The following is a 19,977-nucleotide window of genomic DNA, read 5'->3' on the forward strand; positions in this document are numbered from 1 at the left end:
ATTTTGCCATTTGGCATGTAAGAAAGACCCTCGATCGAGGGTCTTTTTTCATTGACGCTTTTTAGTAGTTGTACTAGAATGGTTAAGTTATGAATTTTAAGGAGGAAAAAAAGTAATGAGTTTTATCGAAGCAGTAAAATCAGTATTTAGTCACTACGTTGACTTTTCTGGCCGTGCCAGAAGAAGCGAGTATTGGTATTTCTTCTTATTCACATTGCTCGTAAACGTTGTAACAAGCGGCTTAGCAGCTGCAGTAGATGCGCTTTCATTTGTTCAGATCATCGCATCTTTAGCAATGCTCCTTCCTGGACTTGCAGTTGCTGTTCGCAGACTTCATGACATCGGCAAGTCTGGATGGTGCCTTTTATTCATACTCATCCCACTTGTTGGATCAATCATTCTGATTGTATGGTACTGCAAAGATTCTCAGCCTGGTGACAACCAGTACGGTCCTAACCCTAAGGGAGTTTCAGGCGCTACAGCATCTATGTAATATCTGTATAAAAATAAGAAAAGACCCTCTTTCGAGGGTCTTTTTTATTACTCTTTTCTAGTAAGCTGTACAACAGTTTCTACATGAACTGTATGAGGGAACATATCGCAGGGGCGGACTTTCTGAATCACGTAGCCGCCATCTGACAGGATCCGAAGATCTCTTGCAAGGGTTGCTGAATCGCAGCTCACATAGACTATACGCTCTGGTGCCATTTTAAGCATGGTCTCAAGACAGGCACTGTCACAGCCCTTACGAGGGGGATCTACAACGATCACATCAGGATGTAGGGAAGCATCTTCCCTGTCAGTCTTCTCATAATATTCTGGAAGGACTTCCTCAGCCTTTCCGCAAAAGAACTTTGCGTTTTCTATACCGTTATTCTTAGCATTATTTTCAGCATCATCTATGGCTGCCTGAATTATCTCAACTCCGTAGACCTGGCCAGCATTCTTTGCCATGGAAAGAGTGATGGTTCCGATCCCGCAGTAGAGATCCCAGACGGTCTCTTTTCCTGTAAGTCCTGCATACTCTATAGCCTGGCCATAGAGCTTGTCTGTCTGAACAGGATTTACCTGATAAAAAGAAAGCGGTGAAATCTCAAACTTAAGGCCTTTAAGGGTGTCTGTTATGGTATCCCTTCCCCAGATGGTTCGAATGTCGTAGCCCATGATGACGTTGGTCTTCTCGGTGTTTATGCTGACTGAGATGCTGGTCATGCCTGAGATCTTTGCAAGAGCGTCAACCAATTCCTGCTGCCCAGGAATGAACTCACCGCCCTTGCCCTTGTAGTTGATAACAAGGCAAACCATGATCTGGCCGCTGTCAAAACCCTTGCGGATAAGGATATGTCTTACAAGTCCCTTACCACTGGCCTCGTCATAGGGCTCCACATGAAGCTTCTCCATGTGGGCGATGACTATATCAAGGATCTCTTTGTTTTCTTCTACTCCAATAAGGCAGTCCGAAACAGGAATGATGCTGTGGGTGCGACCTGCGTAGAACCCTGCAACGATCCTGCCATTTTTGTCTCTTCCAATCGGATACTGAGCTTTATTCCTGTATCTCCAGGGTTCTTCCATTCCGATTATAGGCTCCATAACAGAGTCCACAAACTCACCGTCAAACCCTCCAAGGCGCACGATGTTATTGCGGACCTTGTTCTGTTTGAAGGATAGCTCTTTTTCATAGGTCATGTTCTGGAGCTGGCATCCGCCGCACTGTCTGGCGATGGGGCACTTTGCCAGTTGCCTGTGCGCTGAAGCCTCAACTACTTCCTCAAGATGAGCATAGGCGTAGTTCTTCTTGGCCTTCATGATCTTACAACGAACCTTATCGCCAATTACCGCATCTTTAATAAAGAGGGTATAGCCTTCTATCTTGCCTATGCCCTCTCCATCGTTGCCTATATCTGTAATTTCCACTGTCAGCATCTGATCCTTCTGATACTGACTGTCTTCTCTTTTACTCATTCATTCCTTCCAGTGGAGCCTGTGAAGCTCCCCTTCTTTTTCAAGCCCGGCAAAGTTGTTCTGCCTAAGTGCCTCGTAAAGCACGATTGCCACTGAGTTGGAGAGATTAAGTGACCTTATGTCCTCTCCCATGGGGATCCTTATGCAGGTATCCTCGTTGTCCACCAGGATCTCCTCAGGGATTCCGGCGCTCTCTTTTCCAAACATGATGTAGTCATCCATGGAAAAAGAAACTTCGCTGTAGGTACGCTTTGCCTTGGTGGTGGCGTACCATATCTTAGCCCCGGGGTGCTTTTCCTTAAAATCCTCGTAGTCTATATATCTGGTTACATCCAGTTTCTCCCAGTAGTCCATTCCGGCTCTCTTTAGCTCTTTTTCATTGATTCGAAAGCCAAGGGGCTCGATAAGGTGAAGGGAAGTTCCTGTAGCTACGCAGGTTCTTCCGATGTTCCCGGTGTTCTGGGGTATTTCTGGCTGATGAAGTACTATGTGCATTATTCGTCCTCTGCGTCCATGACTGCTGCCTTTGGCAGAGAGAAGATAAACTCTGTACCAACGCCTGGAGTACTGATGACGTTGATGTTTTCGTCGTGGGCCTTGATTATTTCTTTTACTATGGACAGTCCAAGGCCGGTGCCTTTCTTGTCCTTACCTCTTGAAAGGTCTGATTTATAGAATCTGTCGAAGATGAGCTTCTGGTCTTCCTTGGGGATTCCTATACCGGAGTCCTTGACAGAAACAAAGACCTTGCTGTGCTTCTCCGTGGTCTCGATCTTGATGGATGAGTCATGGTGGCTGAACTTGATAGCGTTGTCCACCAGGTTATAAAGGATCTGCTGGATCTTGCTCATGTCAGCATTTACGAACATCTTCTCGTCGGTGAGAACCAGCTCAATTGTGATCTTTTTCTCTCTGCAGGTTCCCTCAAAGGATTCTGAAACGTTGTGGATGACCGCGTTTATGTCGAAGTCGCTCTTATCAAGGAGCATGCCTTTGGTACTCATGTTGTTGAGAGTCAGCATCTCGTTGGTGAGCTTGGTAAGTCTGTCGGTTTCATTGATTACGATTCCCAGGTATCTGTCGTACATCTCAGGCGGAATGGTTCCATCCTGCATTGCCACAAGGTAGCCCCTTATGGATGTTAGAGGTGATCGGAAATCGTGGGATACGTTGGCGATGAACTTCTTCTGGTCATCCTCCTGACGGGCGATCTCACCTGCCATGTAGGCAAGGGAAGCTGCCAGGTATCCCATCTCATCCTCGGATTCTACAGAGAATTCATAGCCCATATTACCCGCCGCGTACTGCTCTGTTGCTGTGGTGATCTTGCGAAGAGGCACGTACACAAGCTCTGTAAAGAAGATCAGGATGATAAGAGACAGCAGGAAAAGAACAAGTAGCATCAGGTAGGATATGTTAAGGAAGGTGTCTGTTTTTTCCTGAATACCGGCTAATGAAGTGTGAATTACCACGTAGGCCTGAACCTTGTAGTTGGCGGTTATTGGCGCAAAGACACTTAGCATCTCCTTGTTAAAAGAGCCCCAGAAGTTGCCGGTTGCATAGTAGGAACTGCCAGTAACAGTAGGGTCAAAGCCCTCTATCACTATCTCTTCCTGTGGCCCCAACGCCCTTGATGAGTCCAGAACAAGTCTTCCCGAAGGGTTGACGATCCAGATGGGAGAACCATCCAGATACATGGAAAGAGACGAGAGCTCTCCGTAAACCGTATCCAGGGAAGTCTCTGAATTGTAAAGATCTGCCGCATAGGTATTGGCAATCTGTGTCGCCATCCTGTACATGCTGTCAGCCTTGTCACGCTTTAATCTGTCGTAGGTCATACCATTAACAAAGGTGGCAACTACGACAAATCCAAATATGGCAAAGAGCAGGTATGCCAGCAGAAACTTAATGTAAAGAGTTCGCTTCATTTACTGCTGTACCTCAAATTTGTAGCCTATTCCCCAGATTGTAGCAAGGCGCCAGTTAGCATGGTCGCTGAGCTTCTCCCTGAGTCGCTTGATGTGGACATCAACTGTCCTTGTATCACCGATATATTCATAACCCCAGATCTGATCAAGGAGCTGTTCTCTTGTAAATACATGGTTTGGTGAAGCTGCAAGGAAATAGAGAAGCTCCAGTTCCTTAGGTGGCATGTCAACTCTCTCGCCCATGTAGGTTACAGAGTAATTGGTCATGTTGATCTCAAGGTCAGGATACCTTACAACCTTGTCATCTGATTCTAATGCCTCTGCAGTCTGAGGTTTATAGCGTCTAAGGACAGCCTTTACCCTTGCCACCAGCTCTTTTGAATCAAAGGGCTTCTCCATATAGTCGTCAGCCCCCATCTCAAGGCCAAGAACCTTATCAAATACCTCGCCCTTGGCGGAGAGCATGATGATCGGAATCTGTGACTTGGTGCGAAGCTCTCTGCAAACCTGATATCCATCGATACCTGGAAGCATGATGTCAAGGAGCACCAGATTAGGCTTGAATGAATCAAATGTGGTTATAGCTGCCTCTCCGTCATTACATATTTTGGTCTCAAAACACTCTTTTACCAGATAGAGTGAAATGAGCTCTGCGATGTTATTGTCATCGTCTACGATTAAGATCTTCTGCTTTGTAACCATGTTTCCCCCTTGTGTTTACTTTATAAAAGTAACTATTGTAACTCCCGCGTCGCCCTCGCCAAATTCCCCAAGTTTAAATGATTTGACATAAGGAACGCCCTTTAGATAAGCGTGTACTGCCTGGCGAAGTGCACCAGTCCCCTTGCCATGCACGACTCTTACATTATTAAGGTGTGACATGTAGGCGTCGTCTAAATATTTATCAAGAGCTGCAACCGCATCGTCTGAGTTCTTACCGATGAGATTTATCTCTGTCCTTATATTGGCTGCCCTTGAAAGATCCATCTTGCCTGATGAACCAGAGCTGTTTCTGCCATAGAACTTCTTCATGGCTGCCTTTGGATCCTCATCTCCAATGAGTACCAGGTCTCTGATGTTGGCCTTGGTCTTCATGATTCCGCACTGAACAAAGAGATTGCCGTCCTTGTCGGGCTTACTGGAAATGGTTCCCTTAAGTCCCATGGACACTATCTTGACGCTCTCACCAAGCTTAAGCTGAGATTCCTTTAATATAGGATGAGTCTCTTTTGGCTTGTCAGCCTTGGCTGCTGCCTTATTCTTGTCTGAGATCTTCTGGGTGAGTTTGGTCCTCTCTCTTTCAAGATCCTGCATGGATGCTGATGGACCAGCTTTTCTGAACACCTTGATGGTGTCGTCAGCCACAGCTTTGGCTTCCATAAGGATCTCTCTTGCCTCTTCGTTGGCCTGTCTTAAGATCTCTTCCTTCTGGGAGTCGATCTTGTCTGTCTTCTTTTCAAGCTCACTTCTTAACTGCTCTGCTTCTCTCTTGTACTGCTCTATCTCGAGGCGCTCGTTCTCAATGATCTTGCGGCTCCTCTCAAGGTCAGCAAGAAGGTCTTCAAATTTCTGATCATCCGTACCTATCTGCTCCTTGGCTGCCTCTATGATCTTGTCGGAAAGCCCGAGCTTAGAAGAAATCGCGAAGGCGTTACTCTTACCTGGAAGTCCGATAAGCAGCCTGTAGGTTGGCTTAAGGGACTCCACGTCAAACTCGCAGCTGGCGTTCTGAACGCCCTTGGTGTTAAGAGCGTAAACCTTGAGCTCGCTGTAGTGGGTTGTTGCCAGAGTTCTGATCCTGCGCTCGTGAAGCTCATTTAAGATAGAAATTGCAAGAGCTGCTCCCTCTGTAGGGTCAGTTCCAGCTCCAAGCTCATCGAACAGGCACAGGGAGTTTTCGTCTGCGTGCTTTAAGATTGATACTGTATTGGTCATGTGGGATGAGAAGGTTGAAAGAGACTGCTCAATACTCTGCTCATCGCCTATATCTGCGTAAACTTCTTCGAATACTGCAAGCTCTGACTTGTCCCCTGCAGGGATCGCCAGACCTGCCTGTCCCATTATTGTCAAAAGACCTACCGTCTTAAGTGTTACTGTTTTTCCGCCGGTGTTAGGTCCAGTGATAATGAGCATATCAAAGTCCCTTCCGCCGTAAACATCGATAGGAACCACCTTGTCTTTTGCAATAAGAGGATGCCTTGCCTTCTTGAGGTCAAAGGCGTGGTGGTCGTTAAATATCGGAGTCATTCCCTTGATCTCCAAAGCGTAGGAAGCCTTGGCAAAAGTGAAATCAAGGTCTGTCATGATGTCGGCGTCATACTTGATGTCCTCCACGTGCTCCGATGCCATGATACTAAGCTCTGCCAGTATCTTGTCTATCTCTGCCCTCTCTTCAAGAGCCATCTCACGAAGCTTGTTGTTTAGTTCAACTATTGCTGCAGGCTCGATGAAAAGAGTTGATCCCGACGAAGACTGGTCGTGAACGATACCACTTATCTGGGATTTGTACTCTGCCTTGACAGGTATGCAGTATCTGTCCCCTCTCATGGTGACAACAGAATCCTGAAGATAGGTCCTCATGGAGCCGTTTATCATCTTGCCAAGCTGATCGTGGATACGGTCGTTGGTGAGCATGATGCCACGTCTGATGTGCTTTAAGGCTGGACTTGCTTCTGAGCTCATCTCATCCTCAGACACTATGCATCTTTTTATCTCTGTGGAAACAGGTGTCAGTGGTTCAAGAAGTGAAAAGGATTCAGATAAAGAATCGGTCTCTTCCTGCTCTTTTGACGGACGTCCGTAGTTTTTTACCCTGCCTACATTCTCAAGGAATGACGCCAGCTGAAGAAGGCCCACCATATCCAGGCTGCTTCCGATCTTAAGGGCCTTAAGAGTTCCCTCAAAATCCCTGTTATCTCCAAAGCTTATGGATCCCTTTTTAAAGAGCCTTGCAATGGCGTCTCCAGTCTTTTTCTGATTGGCTCTGATCTCGCTTATATCTGATGAAGGAAGGAGCTCCCTGCACATCTTTCTTCCAGGTTCAGAACTGGCGTGCTCTGCGAGCTTCTCTATTATTTTGTCGTATTCTAATACCTTTAGTGCTTTTTTATTCATGTCTAATCGTCTGCCTTGCTGTATTACACAATAATCCAAGTTACAGTTTATCATTTAAAACAGCCCATGGCTAGTATTTGTCTAGTTTTAGCCATCAATCTATACTATAATGTATGTAATGTTTTAGCTTAAGGGGGAGCACATGGCATCAAGTACTGATGAAAACAAGAACAAGCTGGCCGATACCGGTTTTATCAGCGAAAAGATAAAGCAGCGCCCGATCAACAGAAAGAAGCTCTTGAGGCGCACAGCTATCACATTTTTCCTGGCTATTATCTTTGGTATCGTGGCTTGCTTTACATTTCTTCTTCTGCAGCCGGTATTTTCTGACCAGCTGTATCCCGAGGCAGAGCCTGAGGCAATATCACTTCCTGAGGAGAACGTTCAGAACGAACTTACCCCTGAGGAGATGATCGCTGTAGAGCACGAAATTGCAGCTGAAGAGGCTGAGATCTTCGAGTCTGCCCAGAAGGACCAGATTGACGAAGCCATCGCTTCTTATTCATTTGACGCTTCAGATTACAGCAAGATGATGGCCTCTTTAAAACAGGTATCCACTGAGGTAAGTCGCAGCATTGTAACAGTAACTGCCCTTTCCAGCGATACAAACTGGTTCTCTGAGTCCTTTGAGAGCAGTGGCTCATCGTCAGGTGTCATCATTGCCACCAACGTATCCTACTACTACATCGCTGTTCCTGCAGCGGCTATCACTGATGCTGAGACCATCAGGGTCACATTCTTTGACGGCGCTGTTTCAACTGCTGAGGTGAGTCTTACTGATGATGTCACAGGACTTAGCGTTATCAGTGTCAGCAGAACCTCACTTACTGAGACAACAAGATCCAAGGTCGCAACATCATCCCTTGGAAGCTCCAACTCAGGTTCACTTACAGGTCTTCCTGTAATGGCTGTAGGCAGTCCCCTTGGAACACAGGGCTCCATTGCTTACGGCATCATTACTTCTGAAAAGACAGCTCTTGGCCTTGAGGATTCATATTACAAACTCCTTACAACTGACATATATGGAAGCAAGACAGGAAGCGGCGTTATCGCCAACCTCAGTGGCCAGGTGATAGGCATTATAGACATGTCCTACAACAAGAGCGATCTCGAGAATCACATCTGCGCCATAGGTATCACTGAGCTAAAGTCTCTTTTCGAGGACCTTTCAAACGGCAGAGACAGAGCTTACCTTGGAATCCACGGAGCAACCATTCCAAACGATATCCAGATCTCAATGAACATTCCTGCCGGAGCTTACATCACTACCACAGAGCTAAACTCTCCAGCCATGATGGCCGGTATCCAGAGCGGAGATATCATAACCTCCATCAATGGAACGGAGATCTCTTCCTACGAGCAGCTGGTATCCAAGCTTGCAGGATGCGCTCCTGATGATGTAATATCTGTTACGGTCTTAAGACAGGGACCTAACGACTATGTAGAGCTTGATATCGACATTACGCTTTCCAGCGCAACACATAATTAAAAGAAACATAATTAGAAACGAGGATTTTTTATGAAATTTATCAAGGACTTTATCCCAGGAGACAGAGTAGCTGACATCTACATGTGCAAGCACAAGCAGGCAGCTACCACCAAGAACGGCAAGGAGTACTACTCAGTAATTCTCCAGGATAAGACAGGTACTGTAGACGCCAAGGTTTGGGAACCAGGCGGAGCAGGTATCGACGAATTTGATGCCACAGACTGCATCGATGTTTTTGGCGAAGTAACAAGCTTTAACGGAGCCCTTCAGGTCAACATCAAGAGAGCCAGAAAGTGCAGAGAGGGCGAATATGACCTTTCCAATTACCTTCCTGTTTCCTCCAAGGACAACGATGTTATGTATAAAGAGCTCCTTGGAATAATCGCAACTATTGAGAATCCATACCTCAAGAAGCTCCTTGAAGCTTTCTTTGTTGAGGATGCAGCTTTCGTAGAGGCCTTCAGAAAGTCAAGCGCAGCCAAGACTGTACACCACAGCTTCATCGGTGGTCTTTTAGAGCACACTCTTAGCGTAACCAAGCTCTGCGAGTTTATGGCTTCTTCCTATCCTATGCTCAAAAGAGATCTCCTTTTAACCGCAGCTATCTGCCACGACATAGGTAAAACAAAGGAGTTATCTCTTTTCCCAATAAATGATTACACTGACCAGGGACAGTTCCTTGGACACATCGTTATGGGCTGTGAGATGGTCGGAGAAAAGGCCCGCAGCATTGATGGATTCCCAGAGCTCTTAAAGCAGGAGCTTCAGCACTGCATTCTTGCTCACCACGGTGAGTTTGAATACGGTTCACCTAAAAAGCCAGCCATCATGGAAGCTGTTGCTCTTAACCTTGCAGACAACACTGATGCCAAGATGGAAACTTTCTCTGAAATCCTTCAGAACATAACCACTCCTGGATGGCAGGGATTCAATAAATTCTTCGAAACCAACATTTATCCATCCAAAATTGACTAAAGGCCATTTATAGATTAACAAAAACTTCTTTAGTTTTTTGTGTAAAACGACAAAAAATTAAAATATTTAAGAAAAGTCTAAAATATCTATTGACTTGTATATCCTCCTATTAGTAAAATTGCTACATCAGATGCTAGTAAACGCAATTTTTTTAGGAGGATTTACTATGAAAAAGAGAGCTTTAAGTGTTATCTTGGCCGGTGTAATGAGTCTTTCACTTCTTGCTGGTTGCGCAACCACAACAGTAGAAGATGCTGGCGAAGCTACACCAGACACACAGACTGCTGACACAGCAGCAGCTGAGACCACATCAGAGTCATCAACAGAGTCTCTTACAGGTGAGGGAGATCAGACAATCCACGTATTCCTTTACATGCAGGAGCACGAGAAAACAATTTACCAGCAGCTCATCGATGAGTTCGTTGAGGAGCACAAAGATCAGGTTAAGGAAGTTGTCTTCGAGGTAACAACTCAGGAAGAGTACAACCAGAAGATGATCGCCAACATGACAGCTGGTGATATGCCAGATGTATTCTATGTAGGACCTGCAGCAGTTCGTTCTTATGTAGACAACGGATACGTTCTTCCTCTTGATAGCTATGTAGACGACGCTACAATCAAGAGCATTTGGGGAACAACACAGTCAATCTACCGTTACGACGGCAAGAACATCGGAAGCGGTTCACTTTACGCTTTCCCTAAGGATCTTTCATGCTTTGCATTTGCTTACAACCAGGACCTCTTTGATGAGGCAGGTCTTGAGTATCCAGATCCTGAGAACCCATACACATACGACGAGTTCGTAGAAGTATGTAAGGCTCTTACCAAGGATAAGGACGGCGACGGCGAAGTTGATCAGTGGGGTGTTGCATGTGCAGATCAGTGGGGCATGACTCCTATCCTCTACTCAAACGGAGTTAAGTTCCTTAACGATGATATGACCAAGGTTAACGTAGCTAACAACCCTCAGCTCACAGAGGCCCTTACATTCTACACAGACCTTACCAAGAACGGCCTTACACCTTCAGTTGAGCAGGATACAGCTCTTGGCGGATATCAGAGATGGCTTGATGGCCAGGTTGCTTTCTACGCTTGCGGAACATGGGACGTTGCAGCATTTATGGATGACGCTACATTCCCTTACAAGTGGAACCTTTGCGGATGGCCTGTAGGACCTTCAGGTGATGGCAAGTCACACACATGGATGGGTTCAGTTGGTTACTGCGTATCAGCTACAACAGAGTATCCTGACCTCTGCGCAGAGCTTGTTGCTAAGCTTTCAACAGATGCAGACGGACAGAGAGCAGTTTCAGGTATTTCAACAGGCGCTTCTATTCAGCTTCCTAACATCGTAGATCTTGCTTATGGCGAGTTCAAGGATGCTGTAAACAGCGGCAAAGTTCCTTACGCTTCTAACGTAGATGTAATCTTTGGTTACTTCGATGGCAATGACCACTACGAGGCAGCTCTTCAGGAGACAGATTACACATACAACTCAGAGTGGTTCACACCTTTCTGGTCAGGCGTATTCAACATCAAGAATGGTGACATCTCTGTTGAAGATTACCTTAAGCAGGTAGAGCCTGAGATGCAGGCAGCCCTTGACGAAGCAATCGAGCTTCAGAATTCTGCAACAAAATAATAAGGGCAAGAACTAGCTTATAAAAGACCTAAAGCCCCTTGGTAGCGCTACTAAGGGGCTTTATTTTTAAAAAACGGGAGTATGAAATGGCTGGAAATAAAGTAAAAGTTCACAGATCTGCCATGGCGAAAAGAGAAGAACGCTGGGCATGGCTGTTTATAGCACCACCTTTTATAGGTTTCATGCTGTTTATGGCTTATCCCATCGTGTTTGCGCTTATTGCAAGTACCAGTAAGTGGACAGGTATCAACTCACTTTGGGGAAATATTGTGGGACTTCAGAACTATGCCAAGATCTTTGCTGATGCCAAGTTCTGGAAGTCAATGGCCACAACCATTATCTACATGATCGGTATCCCAATCGGAATGATCCTTGGTATGCTGATCGCTATGGGTCTTAAAAGGGGAATTCCTGGAAAAAGACTCCTCACAACAATGTACTACGTTCCTGTAGTATCATCTCTTGTTGCTGTATCCATTCTTTGGGCATGGGTATTCAACTATGACTATGGTCTCTTAAACGGAATCTACAAATTCCTTACGGGAGCCCACGGTCCTAACTGGCTTGGCGATGAGCACATGGTCAAGATATCCCTTATCATCTTCATGGTGTGGAAGGGACTTGGAGGAACGGTAATCCTGTATCTGGCGGGACTGCAGAACATCCCCCGGGACTACTACGAAGCGGCCATGATCGATGGAGCCAACGGCTTTGACAAGTTCATGAACATCACCCTTCCTCTGCTGTCTCCTGTAACATTCTACGTACTTATCACTTCCCTTATCGGTGGTTTCCAGGTATTCGTAGAAGTCCAGGTTATGACTCCTTCAGGCGGACCAAACTACAGCTCAGCAACTGTTGTTTATTATCTGTATGAAAAAGCCTTTACCAACGGACAGCTCGGCTATGGTAGTGCTGTAGCTGTAATTCTGGCGATAATCATATTCATCATCACGGCCATCAACTTCTGGGGCCAGGATAGATGGGTTAAGACTATAGATTAAGGAGGTGTGATAAGATGGCTACTTTAGCTTTACCAAGAAGAAAAAGTAAAGATTATCAGGATGATCACGTCACAACTCCTAAGGAAAGAGTGTTTAACGTAATAATCTTTATCATCCTGTTCCTGTTTGCAATTACCATGGTGTTCCCACTGATCTACATGGTGGCTACATCCTTTATGACCAAGAATCAGATCCTTTCAGGAAGTCTTACGATCATTCCTGATCCTATCCTTATAGGTAAGTATTCACAGGTCCTTCAGAAGGGCCAGTTCATAAGTGGTATCCTCAACACTATTAAGGTTGAGATCCCTGTCCTTCTGATCGGCGGTTTTACTTCATCTCTTGCAGCATTTGCCTTTGCAAAGATGGACTTTAGAGGTAAGAACGCACTGTTCCTTGCTCTTTTAGCAACCATCATGATCCCATTTGCGGTAGTTATGATCCCTCAGTACGTTCTTTTCACCAAGCTCCACTGGACCAACTCACTGGCACCACTTATCATCCCTGGATGCTTTGGTAATGTCAGCATGATATTCTTCCTGAGGCAGAACCTCTACAGCATTCCTTCAGATCTTATGGATGCAGCCAAGATCGACGGCTGTAACTACTTTGGAATCTACTGGAAGATATTCCTTCCACTTATGAAGGGAGCTCTTGGAACTCAGCTGATGCTGTGGTTCATGTTTATCTGGAACGATTATCTTGCACCTACGATCTTCCTTAGAAGCGAGAAACAGTGGACACTGCAGGTAGTAATCAGATCCTTTAATTCCTACTACGCGATCCAAAGTGATTACGCCCTTATCATGGCAGCTTCCGTAATCGCCATGTTGCCAACACTCCTTCTGTTCTTCATGTTCCAGCGCATGATCATTCAGTCTATCGCAATCAGCGGAATTAAATAAGCGCATAACAAAACACCGATGATCCAAGTGATCATCGGTGTTACTTTTTTATTTAAATATTTACATTTCTATAGGGCTGTAAGCCATCTTAACATTGATATCCTGATTGTAGTTACCAAAGCCTCGGCCAAAGATCGTAAGGCCACCTACATGCTCAGCGTTGTCAGGAACCTCAAGCTTAAGCTTAAGCTGACTCTTTGAGGTTATATTGAACTGATCAATAGAGGCCTCAGAGATCTGAAGCCCATCAATATATGTACCCTTGTGGTTGATAACCAGCATCTTTAAAAGTCCGTACTGATTCCAGTTAGGGAACCACCAGTCTGGTGTGAAGATACCTTTAACATCGCCAAAATCTCCAGGTGATGTCCATGTGCCAAGGAGCACATCATTTAGATAAAAGTAAATATCTGAGGGCCACACGTTATTTACGCCAGGAGCCTCAGAGCTAAGCTCTAAAGATACGCAGATCTCATCGATCTTCTGATTGGCTGGAACAAAGTTTGGAATTGCATACTCGACATATCCCTTGGTGAACCACAGGATGTCTGCCTCGTATCTGTCTGGATGAGCAAAGTATCTGGTGTCATCCACTTCTCCGATAAGCCTTGTGCTTGTGGCAAGACCACAGGTAGGATAAACGCTATAGTCTGAGAAAAGTCCAACCTTGATGTCTGTAGTATAGATATTCTCGTTCTTGGGCTTATCCTGAAGTTCTATAAGTATCTTATCAAGATGAACTGAGCAGACCTTCTGGTTGCCATGTCCTGAGGCCTCAGAGGATACAGTGACTACTCCGCACTCCTCAAGCTTCTTGATGTGGCTTGTAAGGGCGCCATTGGTGATGTTCAGGCGGCTTGCAAGCTCGTTCATGTTCATTGAATTCTCGTTTAAAAGAATCTTGATGATCTCAACTCTGATGTCAGAACCTAAAGCCTTAAAGAGCTCAAGTCCCTCGTCCAGTGATTTGATATGTAACATAGTAACCCCTTTAATGCTGTAATTTCATACATTATACAATTATTTTAGTCTTATCTCAACTACGCTGGCTGCAGGAAGTGTGAGCTTAAGACCGCCATCAAGGCTGTATCCGGTGAACTCTTTCTCGACAACCTTATCAGGATCATCAAAGGTGTTGTGGTCACGAACATCAGCGCTCGCAAGGATATTAGCTTCAACAACCTCAAAATCCTTCTTCTCAGCAAATACAACATCAAGCTCTTTTGCCTCAGAAAGAGATAAGTTATTAACTGTGATAGTGATGATGCCGTCCTTAACAGATACAGACTCTGTAAGCTCTGGTACCTTCCACTCCTCGGTTCCTGTCTTGCTGCTTCCTGAAATCTCACTTGCAAGAAGCTCTGCTCCCTGGTGGTGACGGAACATGTGGAATACGTGATATGTAGGAGTTCTGAGCATCTTCTCTCCGTCTGTAAGGATAACAGACTGAAGAACGTTGACCATCTGAGCGATGCAGGCAAGCTTAACTCTGTCGCAGTGCTTGTTGAAGATGTTAAGGTTGATTCCTGCTACAAGAGCGTCTCTTACTGTGTTCTGCTGATATAAGAATCCTGGGTTTGTTCCAGGCTCAACATCGAACCAGTTGCCCCACTCATCTACTGAAAGGCCGATCTTCTTTTCCGGATCGTACTGATCGATGATAGCGCTGTGTCTTGAAACCAGTTCCTCCATGTCATAAGCCTTCTTAAGGGTCTTGTAGTAGATCTCCTCATCGAAGTCTGTAGCACTTCCCTTGTGCTCCCAAGGACCAGGAACTGTGTAATAGTGAAGGGAAATGAGATCCATAAAGCCGTGAAGGTGCTCAGGTGTGTGGTCAAAACATGTCTTCATAACCTGTTCTGTCCAGTGATAATCATCTGAGTTAGCACCGCAGCAGATCTTCTTGATTGGTCTCTTGTCGTCGTACTGACGAACGTAAGTCTGATATCTTCTGTACTCGTTGGCATAGTGCTCAGGTGTCATGTTTCCGCCGCAGCCCCAGTTCTCATTACCAACGCCAAAGTAATCTACAGTCCATGGCTCCTCAGCTCCGTTCTCTCTTCTAAGGTCAGCCATAGGTGAAACGCCATCAAAGGTCATGTACTCAACCCACTGGCTCATCTCTTGAACAGTACCGCTTCCAAGGTTACCATTAACGTATGTTTTGCAACCAAGCTGTCTGCAAAGCTCCATGAACTCATGAGTTCCGAAGCTGTTATCCTCCATAACTCCGCCCCAGTGAGTATTTACCATCTTCTTGCGCTTTGCCTTATCGCCAATTCCGTCCATCCAGTGGTACTCATCAGCAAAGCATCCGCCTGGCCAGCGAAGAAGAGGCACCTTGATCTCTTTAAGGGCGTCTACTACGTCCTTTCTCATGCCGTTAACATTGGGAATATCTGAGTTCTCCCCAACGTAAAGTCCCTCATAGATACATCTTCCAAGATGCTCTGAAAAGTGACCGTATATCTCAGGTGCGATAACGCCCTGGGTCTTGGTTTCATTGATAACAAGTTTTGCCATACTAACGTCCCTCTCTTTTGCTTGTTTACTGGTTTTCATCTGCGTTTTTCAGATACTTAACACCCCATATGGAGTGGTTGTTATCGCCTATGGCAGAGAAACACAGAGTGTTATTTCCTGCTTCGTCCTTCATCTCCACAAGAATTCCCTTGTATGTTACATCTGCAGTTTTAATAGTAATAAAATTGGTGCCCTCTGTCACCTCATATGTTGCTGTAATACCACCATTTATCTGACCGTCCGCAAACTGGCATTCAGATGGTTCATTCACCAGATTGTTTATCTCAAGTCCATGGTCCACTACATAGAAAGTCCCGGTTATATCTCCGGTCTTATATCCGCTCTCAGAAAGCGCCTCGCCACAGGTGTTAAAAGGGAAGATACATGGCCAGCCATCTTCATTCATGGCCATCTGGTGCACTCTTACAGCGTGGAATTCTCCCTTTCCTTTAAATCTCTCGTGATACACAACGTAGAGCTTGCCATCCTTATCCTCAAAGGTTGACTGTCCTCCAGGAGCCATGTAGGTCACATTGAGGCTTGGAAGTGTGTAGTTACCCATGAGCTTGGTACCATAGTTTGCAAAGTTATCAAGATCACCCTTTATTCCAAGTGACGCTCCTGTCACATCTACATAGGTTCCATCTGGCTTATCAGACCTTAATACCCTTATCTGATATCCTCCATCTGTCTGTAGATTGCCATAGGATAAAAAGAGATAGTAATACCCTGTAGTTTTGTCGTAGTGAATATATGGCCCCTCAATAGGATGGTGGAATCCACCGATGACTCTTTTGCCATAATATGCATCTGTCTCGGTCTCATCATTAGTTTCCGGCCTTATGGGTTCTCCCGTCTCCTCATCAAGCTCAAGGACGAAGATTCCTCCAGACCAGGAACCATAGACCATCCACAGCCTGTCGTCTGCATCATAGAACATGGCTGGATCGATGGCATTTGGCCAAAGCTGATTGTTGAAAGCACCGCCCGAAATGTATCTGGTGCGGGTCTTAACATCGTCTCCCATTATTTCTTCATAGTTAGTGAGCTCTAAATCTGGCTTGGTAAAGCCGGAGTAGATTATGGTCTTCTCATAGTGGAAAGGACCATTAATGTTATCAGAAGTAGCAAGGCAGATATTGGACTTGATGTAAGTGGAAGTGGTGCAGAAATACATCATGTACTTGCCTGTCTTCTTGTTATAGATAACGCTTGGGGCCCATACTGAATAACCGCCCTGATCGTTCTTGCCAACAAAAGAAAACGCATCAAAGGGCTCAGCTATGACATTGTCAAAGATCTTGTTGGAGCTGTTTACTCCGTCCCCCCACATATCCCACTTACTAAGGTCTTTGGAAGTTGCAGCTGTCATGTGGGTTCCATAGCAGTAATATGTGCCATCATCACCAACAATTATCTGAGGATCGTGAAGTGATCCGCCTGAATTAACTGATCCAACTGATATCTCTTCCACTGGCATCTCCTCCGGAAGGGCACTTACCTGCGTGGTAGCAGCCTCTCCGCACCCTGAAATAGCAAAGCAGGCACAAAGGCCTGCTGCCAAAACCGTAACTCTGGTCTTAATATTCATGTATTACTCCTGTTCAAAAGAAAACACTGGCCTTCCGTCACTGTCCCACTTAAGCGGCATTATCATTGCATGCCTGTTGGGATTGTAAAGAGGATCGCCCTCAATGGTCTCTTCTCCTCTGGCGTGGAAAACACATACATCCCTTCCATTTTCGTCAACGGTAAAGCTGTTGTGTCCTGGTCCAAATATCTTTTTGCTCTCATCAGACTTAAGTACTGGGAATCTTTCTTTTACCCAGGACTTGGGATCTAAAAGATCGCTGTCCTCAGAAGCAGTGAGCATTCCCATGCAGTAAGCCTTACCTGTCTCGCTGGCTGAATAAGTAAGGAATATCCTGCCATCTCTCTTTATCACTGCAGGTCCCTCATTAACCCAGTAGCCAACTCTCTCCCAGTCATAATCAGGAGTTGTGAGCATAACCTGTACTGTAGAAAGCTTCCATGGGGACTGCATCTTAGCTATGTAGAGGTTACTGATCTGCCTGCCAACGCCTACCTTCTCGGCCCAGACATAGTACCTCTCACCTTTATTCTCAAATACTGTGGCGTCTAATGAAAAAGCCTCAAAGGAGAATTCATCATCATCTGCTCTCTGGATCTTGCCAAGCTCCTTCCATGTGCCTGTGATCGGATCCTCATCCCTGCACTCAAGGACATAGGGCCTTATCTTCCAGGCATCTTCCTGTTCACCGCCTGAATAGTAGATGTACCAGGCTCCGTCAAGGAAGTGCAGCTCTGGCGCCCAAATATGCTTACTCATAGGGCCAGTTTCATGCTTGTGCCATATCTCTGTTTCTTTAGCTTCAGCTAAACCAGCAAGGCTGTCAGCTCTTCTAAGAACTATTCCGTCGTAAGCTGGAACTGAAGCTGTAAAGTAGTAATTACCATCTGTATGTCTGTAAACGTATGGATCAGCTCTCTGTAAGATCCAGGGCTGACAATACTTAAGTTCACTGTTCTGGTTCATGACAATATAACTCCCGAATGTCAAAATTACTTGTGAAAATCCCAAAATAATACGCTCTATGAAAATTTTAGAGTGCGGGGAGCACCATGTCAACGAATATTTTAGCTTTTTATGAAATATTTTAGATAATTTCCTATTTCCACAAAAAAGCTCCTGCTTTTTGTGCATATTACCCACAAAGCAGGAGCTTTTAGTTTTTACTAAAGATATTTAATTTTTACAGTTTACTGATGAATCTCTCCAGTCTCTCCATGGCTGCTTTAAGATTTTCTAAAGAATATGCGTAGGAAATCCTGATGTATCCCTCTCCGCAGTCGCCAAAGGCTGTACCAGGAACAACTGCAAGCTTCTCTTCCTTAAGAAGTCTTGTGCAGAACTCATCACTAGTCATGCCAAACTTCTTGATGCATGGGAATACATAGAACGCACCATAGGGCTCAAAGCATGGAAGTCCGATCCTCTTAAACTCGTTTAAGAGATATCTTCTTCTGTGGTTGTACTGCTCGCGCATCATGGCAACGTCATCATCGCCGTTTTTAAGCGCCTCTACAGCTGCATACTGGCTGGTAGTTGGAGCACACATAATTGCAAACTGGTGAATCTTGACCATCTGCTCCATGATAGCTGCTGGTCCGCAGGCATATCCAAGTCTCCATCCAGTCATGGCATAGGCCTTGGAGAAGCCGTTTATAAGGATCGTTCTCTCCTTCATTCCAGGGAGAGATACGATAGATACGTGCTTACCGCCTGTATAGGTGAGCTCTCCGTAGATCTCATCTGAGATGACATAGAGGTCCTTTTCAATGACTACCTTGGCAATAGCTTCCAGATCCTCTTTCTCCATGATGGCTCCAGTTGGATTGTTAGGGAAAGGAAGCACCAGGATCTTGGTCTTGTCTGTTACCTTATCAAGAACCTCCTGAGCTGTTAACCTGAAGTCGTTCTCTTCTTTTAATTCGATTATTACAGGAACCGCATCCGCAAGGATAGCGCAGGGTTCATATGAAACATAGCTTGGCTGGGGGATAAGGACTTCGTCTCCTGCATCTACCATTGCCCTAAGGGCCAGGTCTATGGCCTCTGAGCCACCTACCGTGATAAAGATCTCTTTTATCGGATCGTAGGTTACGCCCTGGGTTCTCTTAATGTAGCTCGCTACCTCTGTCCTAAGTTCCTTAAGACCTGAGTTTGAAGTATAGAAGGTTCTGCCCTTTTCAAGGGAGTAGATACCCTCGTCTCTGATGTGCCATGGAGTGTCAAAATCCGGCTCACCAACACCAAGAGAAATAGCGCCCTCAGTCTCCAGAACTATGTCAAAAAACTTTCTTATTCCGGATGGCTTGATATCAACCACCTTTTTTCCTATAGGATTTCTCATGGTGATACCTTCTCTCTTGTATCTTCGTATTTCTTAGCCAGGATTGTTCCGTGGTCTTTGTATTTCTTAAGGATAAAGTGAGTAGCTGTGCTAAGGACAGTATCCAGTGTTGAGAGCTTGTTGCTTACAAAGCTTGCAACCTCCTGAAGACTCTTGCCCTCAAGGATTACCATAAGGTCAAATCCGCCACTCATGAGGTATACGCTTGTAACCTCAGGGTACTTGTAGATCCTCTCAGCAATGCTGTCAAAACCAAGGCCTCTCTGAGGAGTTACCTTAACCTCGATAAGTGCATTTACCTTTTCAATGCTGGTCTTGGACCAGTCCACCATTGTATGGTAGCCGCAAATAATGCCCTCTTCCTCAAGCTGCTTAAGCTCGTTAGCTACAACGATCTCTTCAGCCCCAAGAAGGACGCTAAGCTCATGAACATCGATACGGCTGTTTTTCTCTATAATATTCAGTATCTCTTCTCTAGTACTCATAACTGTCTCCCA

At 45.4% G+C, this 19,977-nt stretch carries 17 protein-coding genes; 6 read left to right on the plus strand and 11 right to left on the minus strand.

Annotated elements, in window-relative coordinates; all coding sequences use genetic code 11:
• The first annotated feature begins 115 nt into the window (after positions 1-115).
• Entirely contained in the window at positions 116-493 is a 378-nt protein-coding gene (locus tag D6855_RS11350) for a DUF805 domain-containing protein (RefSeq protein ID WP_120741126.1), read from the plus strand.
• 47 nt (positions 494-540) lie between these two features.
• On the opposite strand, the gene rlmD is transcribed toward D6855_RS11350, so the two are convergent.
• Genes rlmD through D6855_RS11375 form a run of 5 tightly spaced genes read right to left on the minus strand, consistent with a single transcriptional unit; the run spans position 541 to position 7,007 of the window.
• Positions 541-1,965 (minus strand): 23S rRNA (uracil(1939)-C(5))-methyltransferase RlmD, encoded by a 1,425-nt coding sequence (gene rlmD, locus D6855_RS11355; RefSeq protein WP_120741128.1) that lies wholly within the window; start codon positions 1,963-1,965, stop codon positions 541-543.
• Complete coding sequence (trmL, locus tag D6855_RS11360) at positions 1,966-2,463, minus strand: tRNA (uridine(34)/cytosine(34)/5-carboxymethylaminomethyluridine(34)-2'-O)-methyltransferase TrmL (RefSeq protein WP_120741130.1); 498 nt, start codon at positions 2,461-2,463, stop codon at positions 1,966-1,968.
• Positions 2,460-3,893 carry a HAMP domain-containing sensor histidine kinase gene (locus D6855_RS11365; RefSeq protein ID WP_120741132.1) on the minus strand — a complete coding sequence of 478 codons (1,434 nt, stop codon included), beginning with the start codon at positions 3,891-3,893 and terminating at the stop codon, positions 2,460-2,462. Before D6855_RS11365 ends, trmL begins: the two co-directional genes overlap by 4 nt.
• Complete coding sequence (locus tag D6855_RS11370) at positions 3,894-4,595, minus strand: response regulator transcription factor (RefSeq protein ID WP_120741134.1); 702 nt, start codon at positions 4,593-4,595, stop codon at positions 3,894-3,896.
• A gap of 15 nt (positions 4,596-4,610) precedes the next feature.
• A complete protein-coding gene (locus D6855_RS11375; RefSeq protein WP_120741136.1) occupies positions 4,611-7,007 on the minus strand; it encodes an endonuclease MutS2 in 2,397 nt (798 codons plus the stop codon).
• A 142-nt stretch (positions 7,008-7,149) separates the two neighbouring features.
• Between D6855_RS11375 and D6855_RS11380 the strand changes: the two genes are divergently transcribed.
• The 5 genes from D6855_RS11380 (at position 7,150) to D6855_RS11400 (ending at position 13,022) form a co-directional block, all read left to right on the plus strand.
• A complete protein-coding gene (locus tag D6855_RS11380) occupies positions 7,150-8,496 on the plus strand; it encodes a S1C family serine protease (protein ID WP_120741138.1) in 1,347 nt (448 codons plus the stop codon).
• A gap of 30 nt (positions 8,497-8,526) precedes the next feature.
• On the plus strand, positions 8,527-9,471 hold the full coding sequence (locus tag D6855_RS11385) for a 3'-5' exoribonuclease YhaM family protein (protein ID WP_120741140.1): 945 nt from the start codon (positions 8,527-8,529) through the stop codon (positions 9,469-9,471).
• Positions 9,472-9,637: 166 nt separating this feature from the next.
• A complete protein-coding gene (locus D6855_RS11390) occupies positions 9,638-11,113 on the plus strand; it encodes an ABC transporter substrate-binding protein (protein ID WP_158589513.1) in 1,476 nt (491 codons plus the stop codon).
• An 86-nt stretch (positions 11,114-11,199) separates the two neighbouring features.
• Positions 11,200-12,117 (plus strand): carbohydrate ABC transporter permease, encoded by a 918-nt coding sequence (locus D6855_RS11395; RefSeq protein WP_120741144.1) that lies wholly within the window; start codon positions 11,200-11,202, stop codon positions 12,115-12,117.
• A gap of 14 nt (positions 12,118-12,131) precedes the next feature.
• Positions 12,132-13,022, plus strand: a complete 891-nt coding sequence (locus D6855_RS11400) for a carbohydrate ABC transporter permease (protein ID WP_120741146.1) — start codon at positions 12,132-12,134, stop codon at positions 13,020-13,022.
• 60 nt (positions 13,023-13,082) lie between these two features.
• On the opposite strand, the gene D6855_RS11405 is transcribed toward D6855_RS11400, so the two are convergent.
• The 6 genes from D6855_RS11405 to D6855_RS11430 form a co-directional block, all read right to left on the minus strand.
• Complete coding sequence (locus D6855_RS11405; RefSeq protein ID WP_120741148.1) at positions 13,083-14,003, minus strand: ArsR/SmtB family transcription factor; 921 nt, start codon at positions 14,001-14,003, stop codon at positions 13,083-13,085.
• 39 nt (positions 14,004-14,042) lie between these two features.
• Positions 14,043-15,545: an alpha-N-arabinofuranosidase gene (locus D6855_RS11410; RefSeq protein WP_243111903.1), complete on the minus strand. Its 1,503-nt coding sequence runs from the start codon at positions 15,543-15,545 to the stop codon at positions 14,043-14,045.
• A gap of 25 nt (positions 15,546-15,570) precedes the next feature.
• On the minus strand, positions 15,571-17,136 hold the full coding sequence (locus tag D6855_RS11415) for a glycoside hydrolase family 43 protein (RefSeq protein WP_120741152.1): 1,566 nt from the start codon (positions 17,134-17,136) through the stop codon (positions 15,571-15,573).
• A gap of 3 nt (positions 17,137-17,139) precedes the next feature.
• A complete protein-coding gene (locus D6855_RS11420; RefSeq protein WP_120741154.1) occupies positions 17,140-18,102 on the minus strand; it encodes a glycoside hydrolase family 43 protein in 963 nt (320 codons plus the stop codon).
• A gap of 217 nt (positions 18,103-18,319) precedes the next feature.
• Complete coding sequence (locus tag D6855_RS11425; protein WP_120741156.1) at positions 18,320-19,480, minus strand: pyridoxal phosphate-dependent aminotransferase; 1,161 nt, start codon at positions 19,478-19,480, stop codon at positions 18,320-18,322.
• Positions 19,477-19,965 (minus strand): Lrp/AsnC family transcriptional regulator, encoded by a 489-nt coding sequence (locus D6855_RS11430; RefSeq protein ID WP_120741158.1) that lies wholly within the window; start codon positions 19,963-19,965, stop codon positions 19,477-19,479. The genes D6855_RS11425 and D6855_RS11430 overlap by 4 nt, the downstream gene beginning before the upstream one ends.
• Positions 19,966-19,977 lie beyond the last annotated feature (12 nt).

The sequence above is a fragment of the Butyrivibrio sp. CB08 genome (assembly GCF_003625485.1).
Classification (GTDB): domain Bacteria; phylum Bacillota; class Clostridia; order Lachnospirales; family Lachnospiraceae; genus Butyrivibrio.

Coding starts and splice junctions, on each gene's coding strand:
- D6855_RS11350 (WP_120741126.1), top strand. CDS start 116: ATGAGTTTTATCGAAGCAGTAAAATCAGTATTTAGTCACTACGTTGAC.
- rlmD (WP_120741128.1), bottom strand. CDS start 1,965: ATGAGTAAAAGAGAAGACAGTCAGTATCAGAAGGATCAGATGCTGACA.
- D6855_RS11365 (WP_120741132.1), bottom strand. CDS start 3,893: ATGAAGCGAACTCTTTACATTAAGTTTCTGCTGGCATACCTGCTCTTT.
- D6855_RS11370 (WP_120741134.1), bottom strand. CDS start 4,595: ATGGTTACAAAGCAGAAGATCTTAATCGTAGACGATGACAATAACATC.
- D6855_RS11375 (WP_120741136.1), bottom strand. CDS start 7,007: ATGAATAAAAAAGCACTAAAGGTATTAGAATACGACAAAATAATAGAG.
- D6855_RS11380 (WP_120741138.1), top strand. CDS start 7,150: ATGGCATCAAGTACTGATGAAAACAAGAACAAGCTGGCCGATACCGGT.
- D6855_RS11385 (WP_120741140.1), top strand. CDS start 8,527: ATGAAATTTATCAAGGACTTTATCCCAGGAGACAGAGTAGCTGACATC.
- D6855_RS11390 (WP_158589513.1), top strand. CDS start 9,638: ATGAAAAAGAGAGCTTTAAGTGTTATCTTGGCCGGTGTAATGAGTCTT.
- D6855_RS11395 (WP_120741144.1), top strand. CDS start 11,200: ATGGCTGGAAATAAAGTAAAAGTTCACAGATCTGCCATGGCGAAAAGA.
- D6855_RS11400 (WP_120741146.1), top strand. CDS start 12,132: ATGGCTACTTTAGCTTTACCAAGAAGAAAAAGTAAAGATTATCAGGAT.
- D6855_RS11405 (WP_120741148.1), bottom strand. CDS start 14,003: ATGTTACATATCAAATCACTGGACGAGGGACTTGAGCTCTTTAAGGCT.
- D6855_RS11410 (WP_243111903.1), bottom strand. CDS start 15,545: ATGGCAAAACTTGTTATCAATGAAACCAAGACCCAGGGCGTTATCGCA.
- D6855_RS11415 (WP_120741152.1), bottom strand. CDS start 17,136: ATGAATATTAAGACCAGAGTTACGGTTTTGGCAGCAGGCCTTTGTGCC.
- D6855_RS11420 (WP_120741154.1), bottom strand. CDS start 18,102: ATGAACCAGAACAGTGAACTTAAGTATTGTCAGCCCTGGATCTTACAG.
- D6855_RS11425 (WP_120741156.1), bottom strand. CDS start 19,480: ATGAGAAATCCTATAGGAAAAAAGGTGGTTGATATCAAGCCATCCGGA.
- D6855_RS11430 (WP_120741158.1), bottom strand. CDS start 19,965: ATGAGTACTAGAGAAGAGATACTGAATATTATAGAGAAAAACAGCCGT.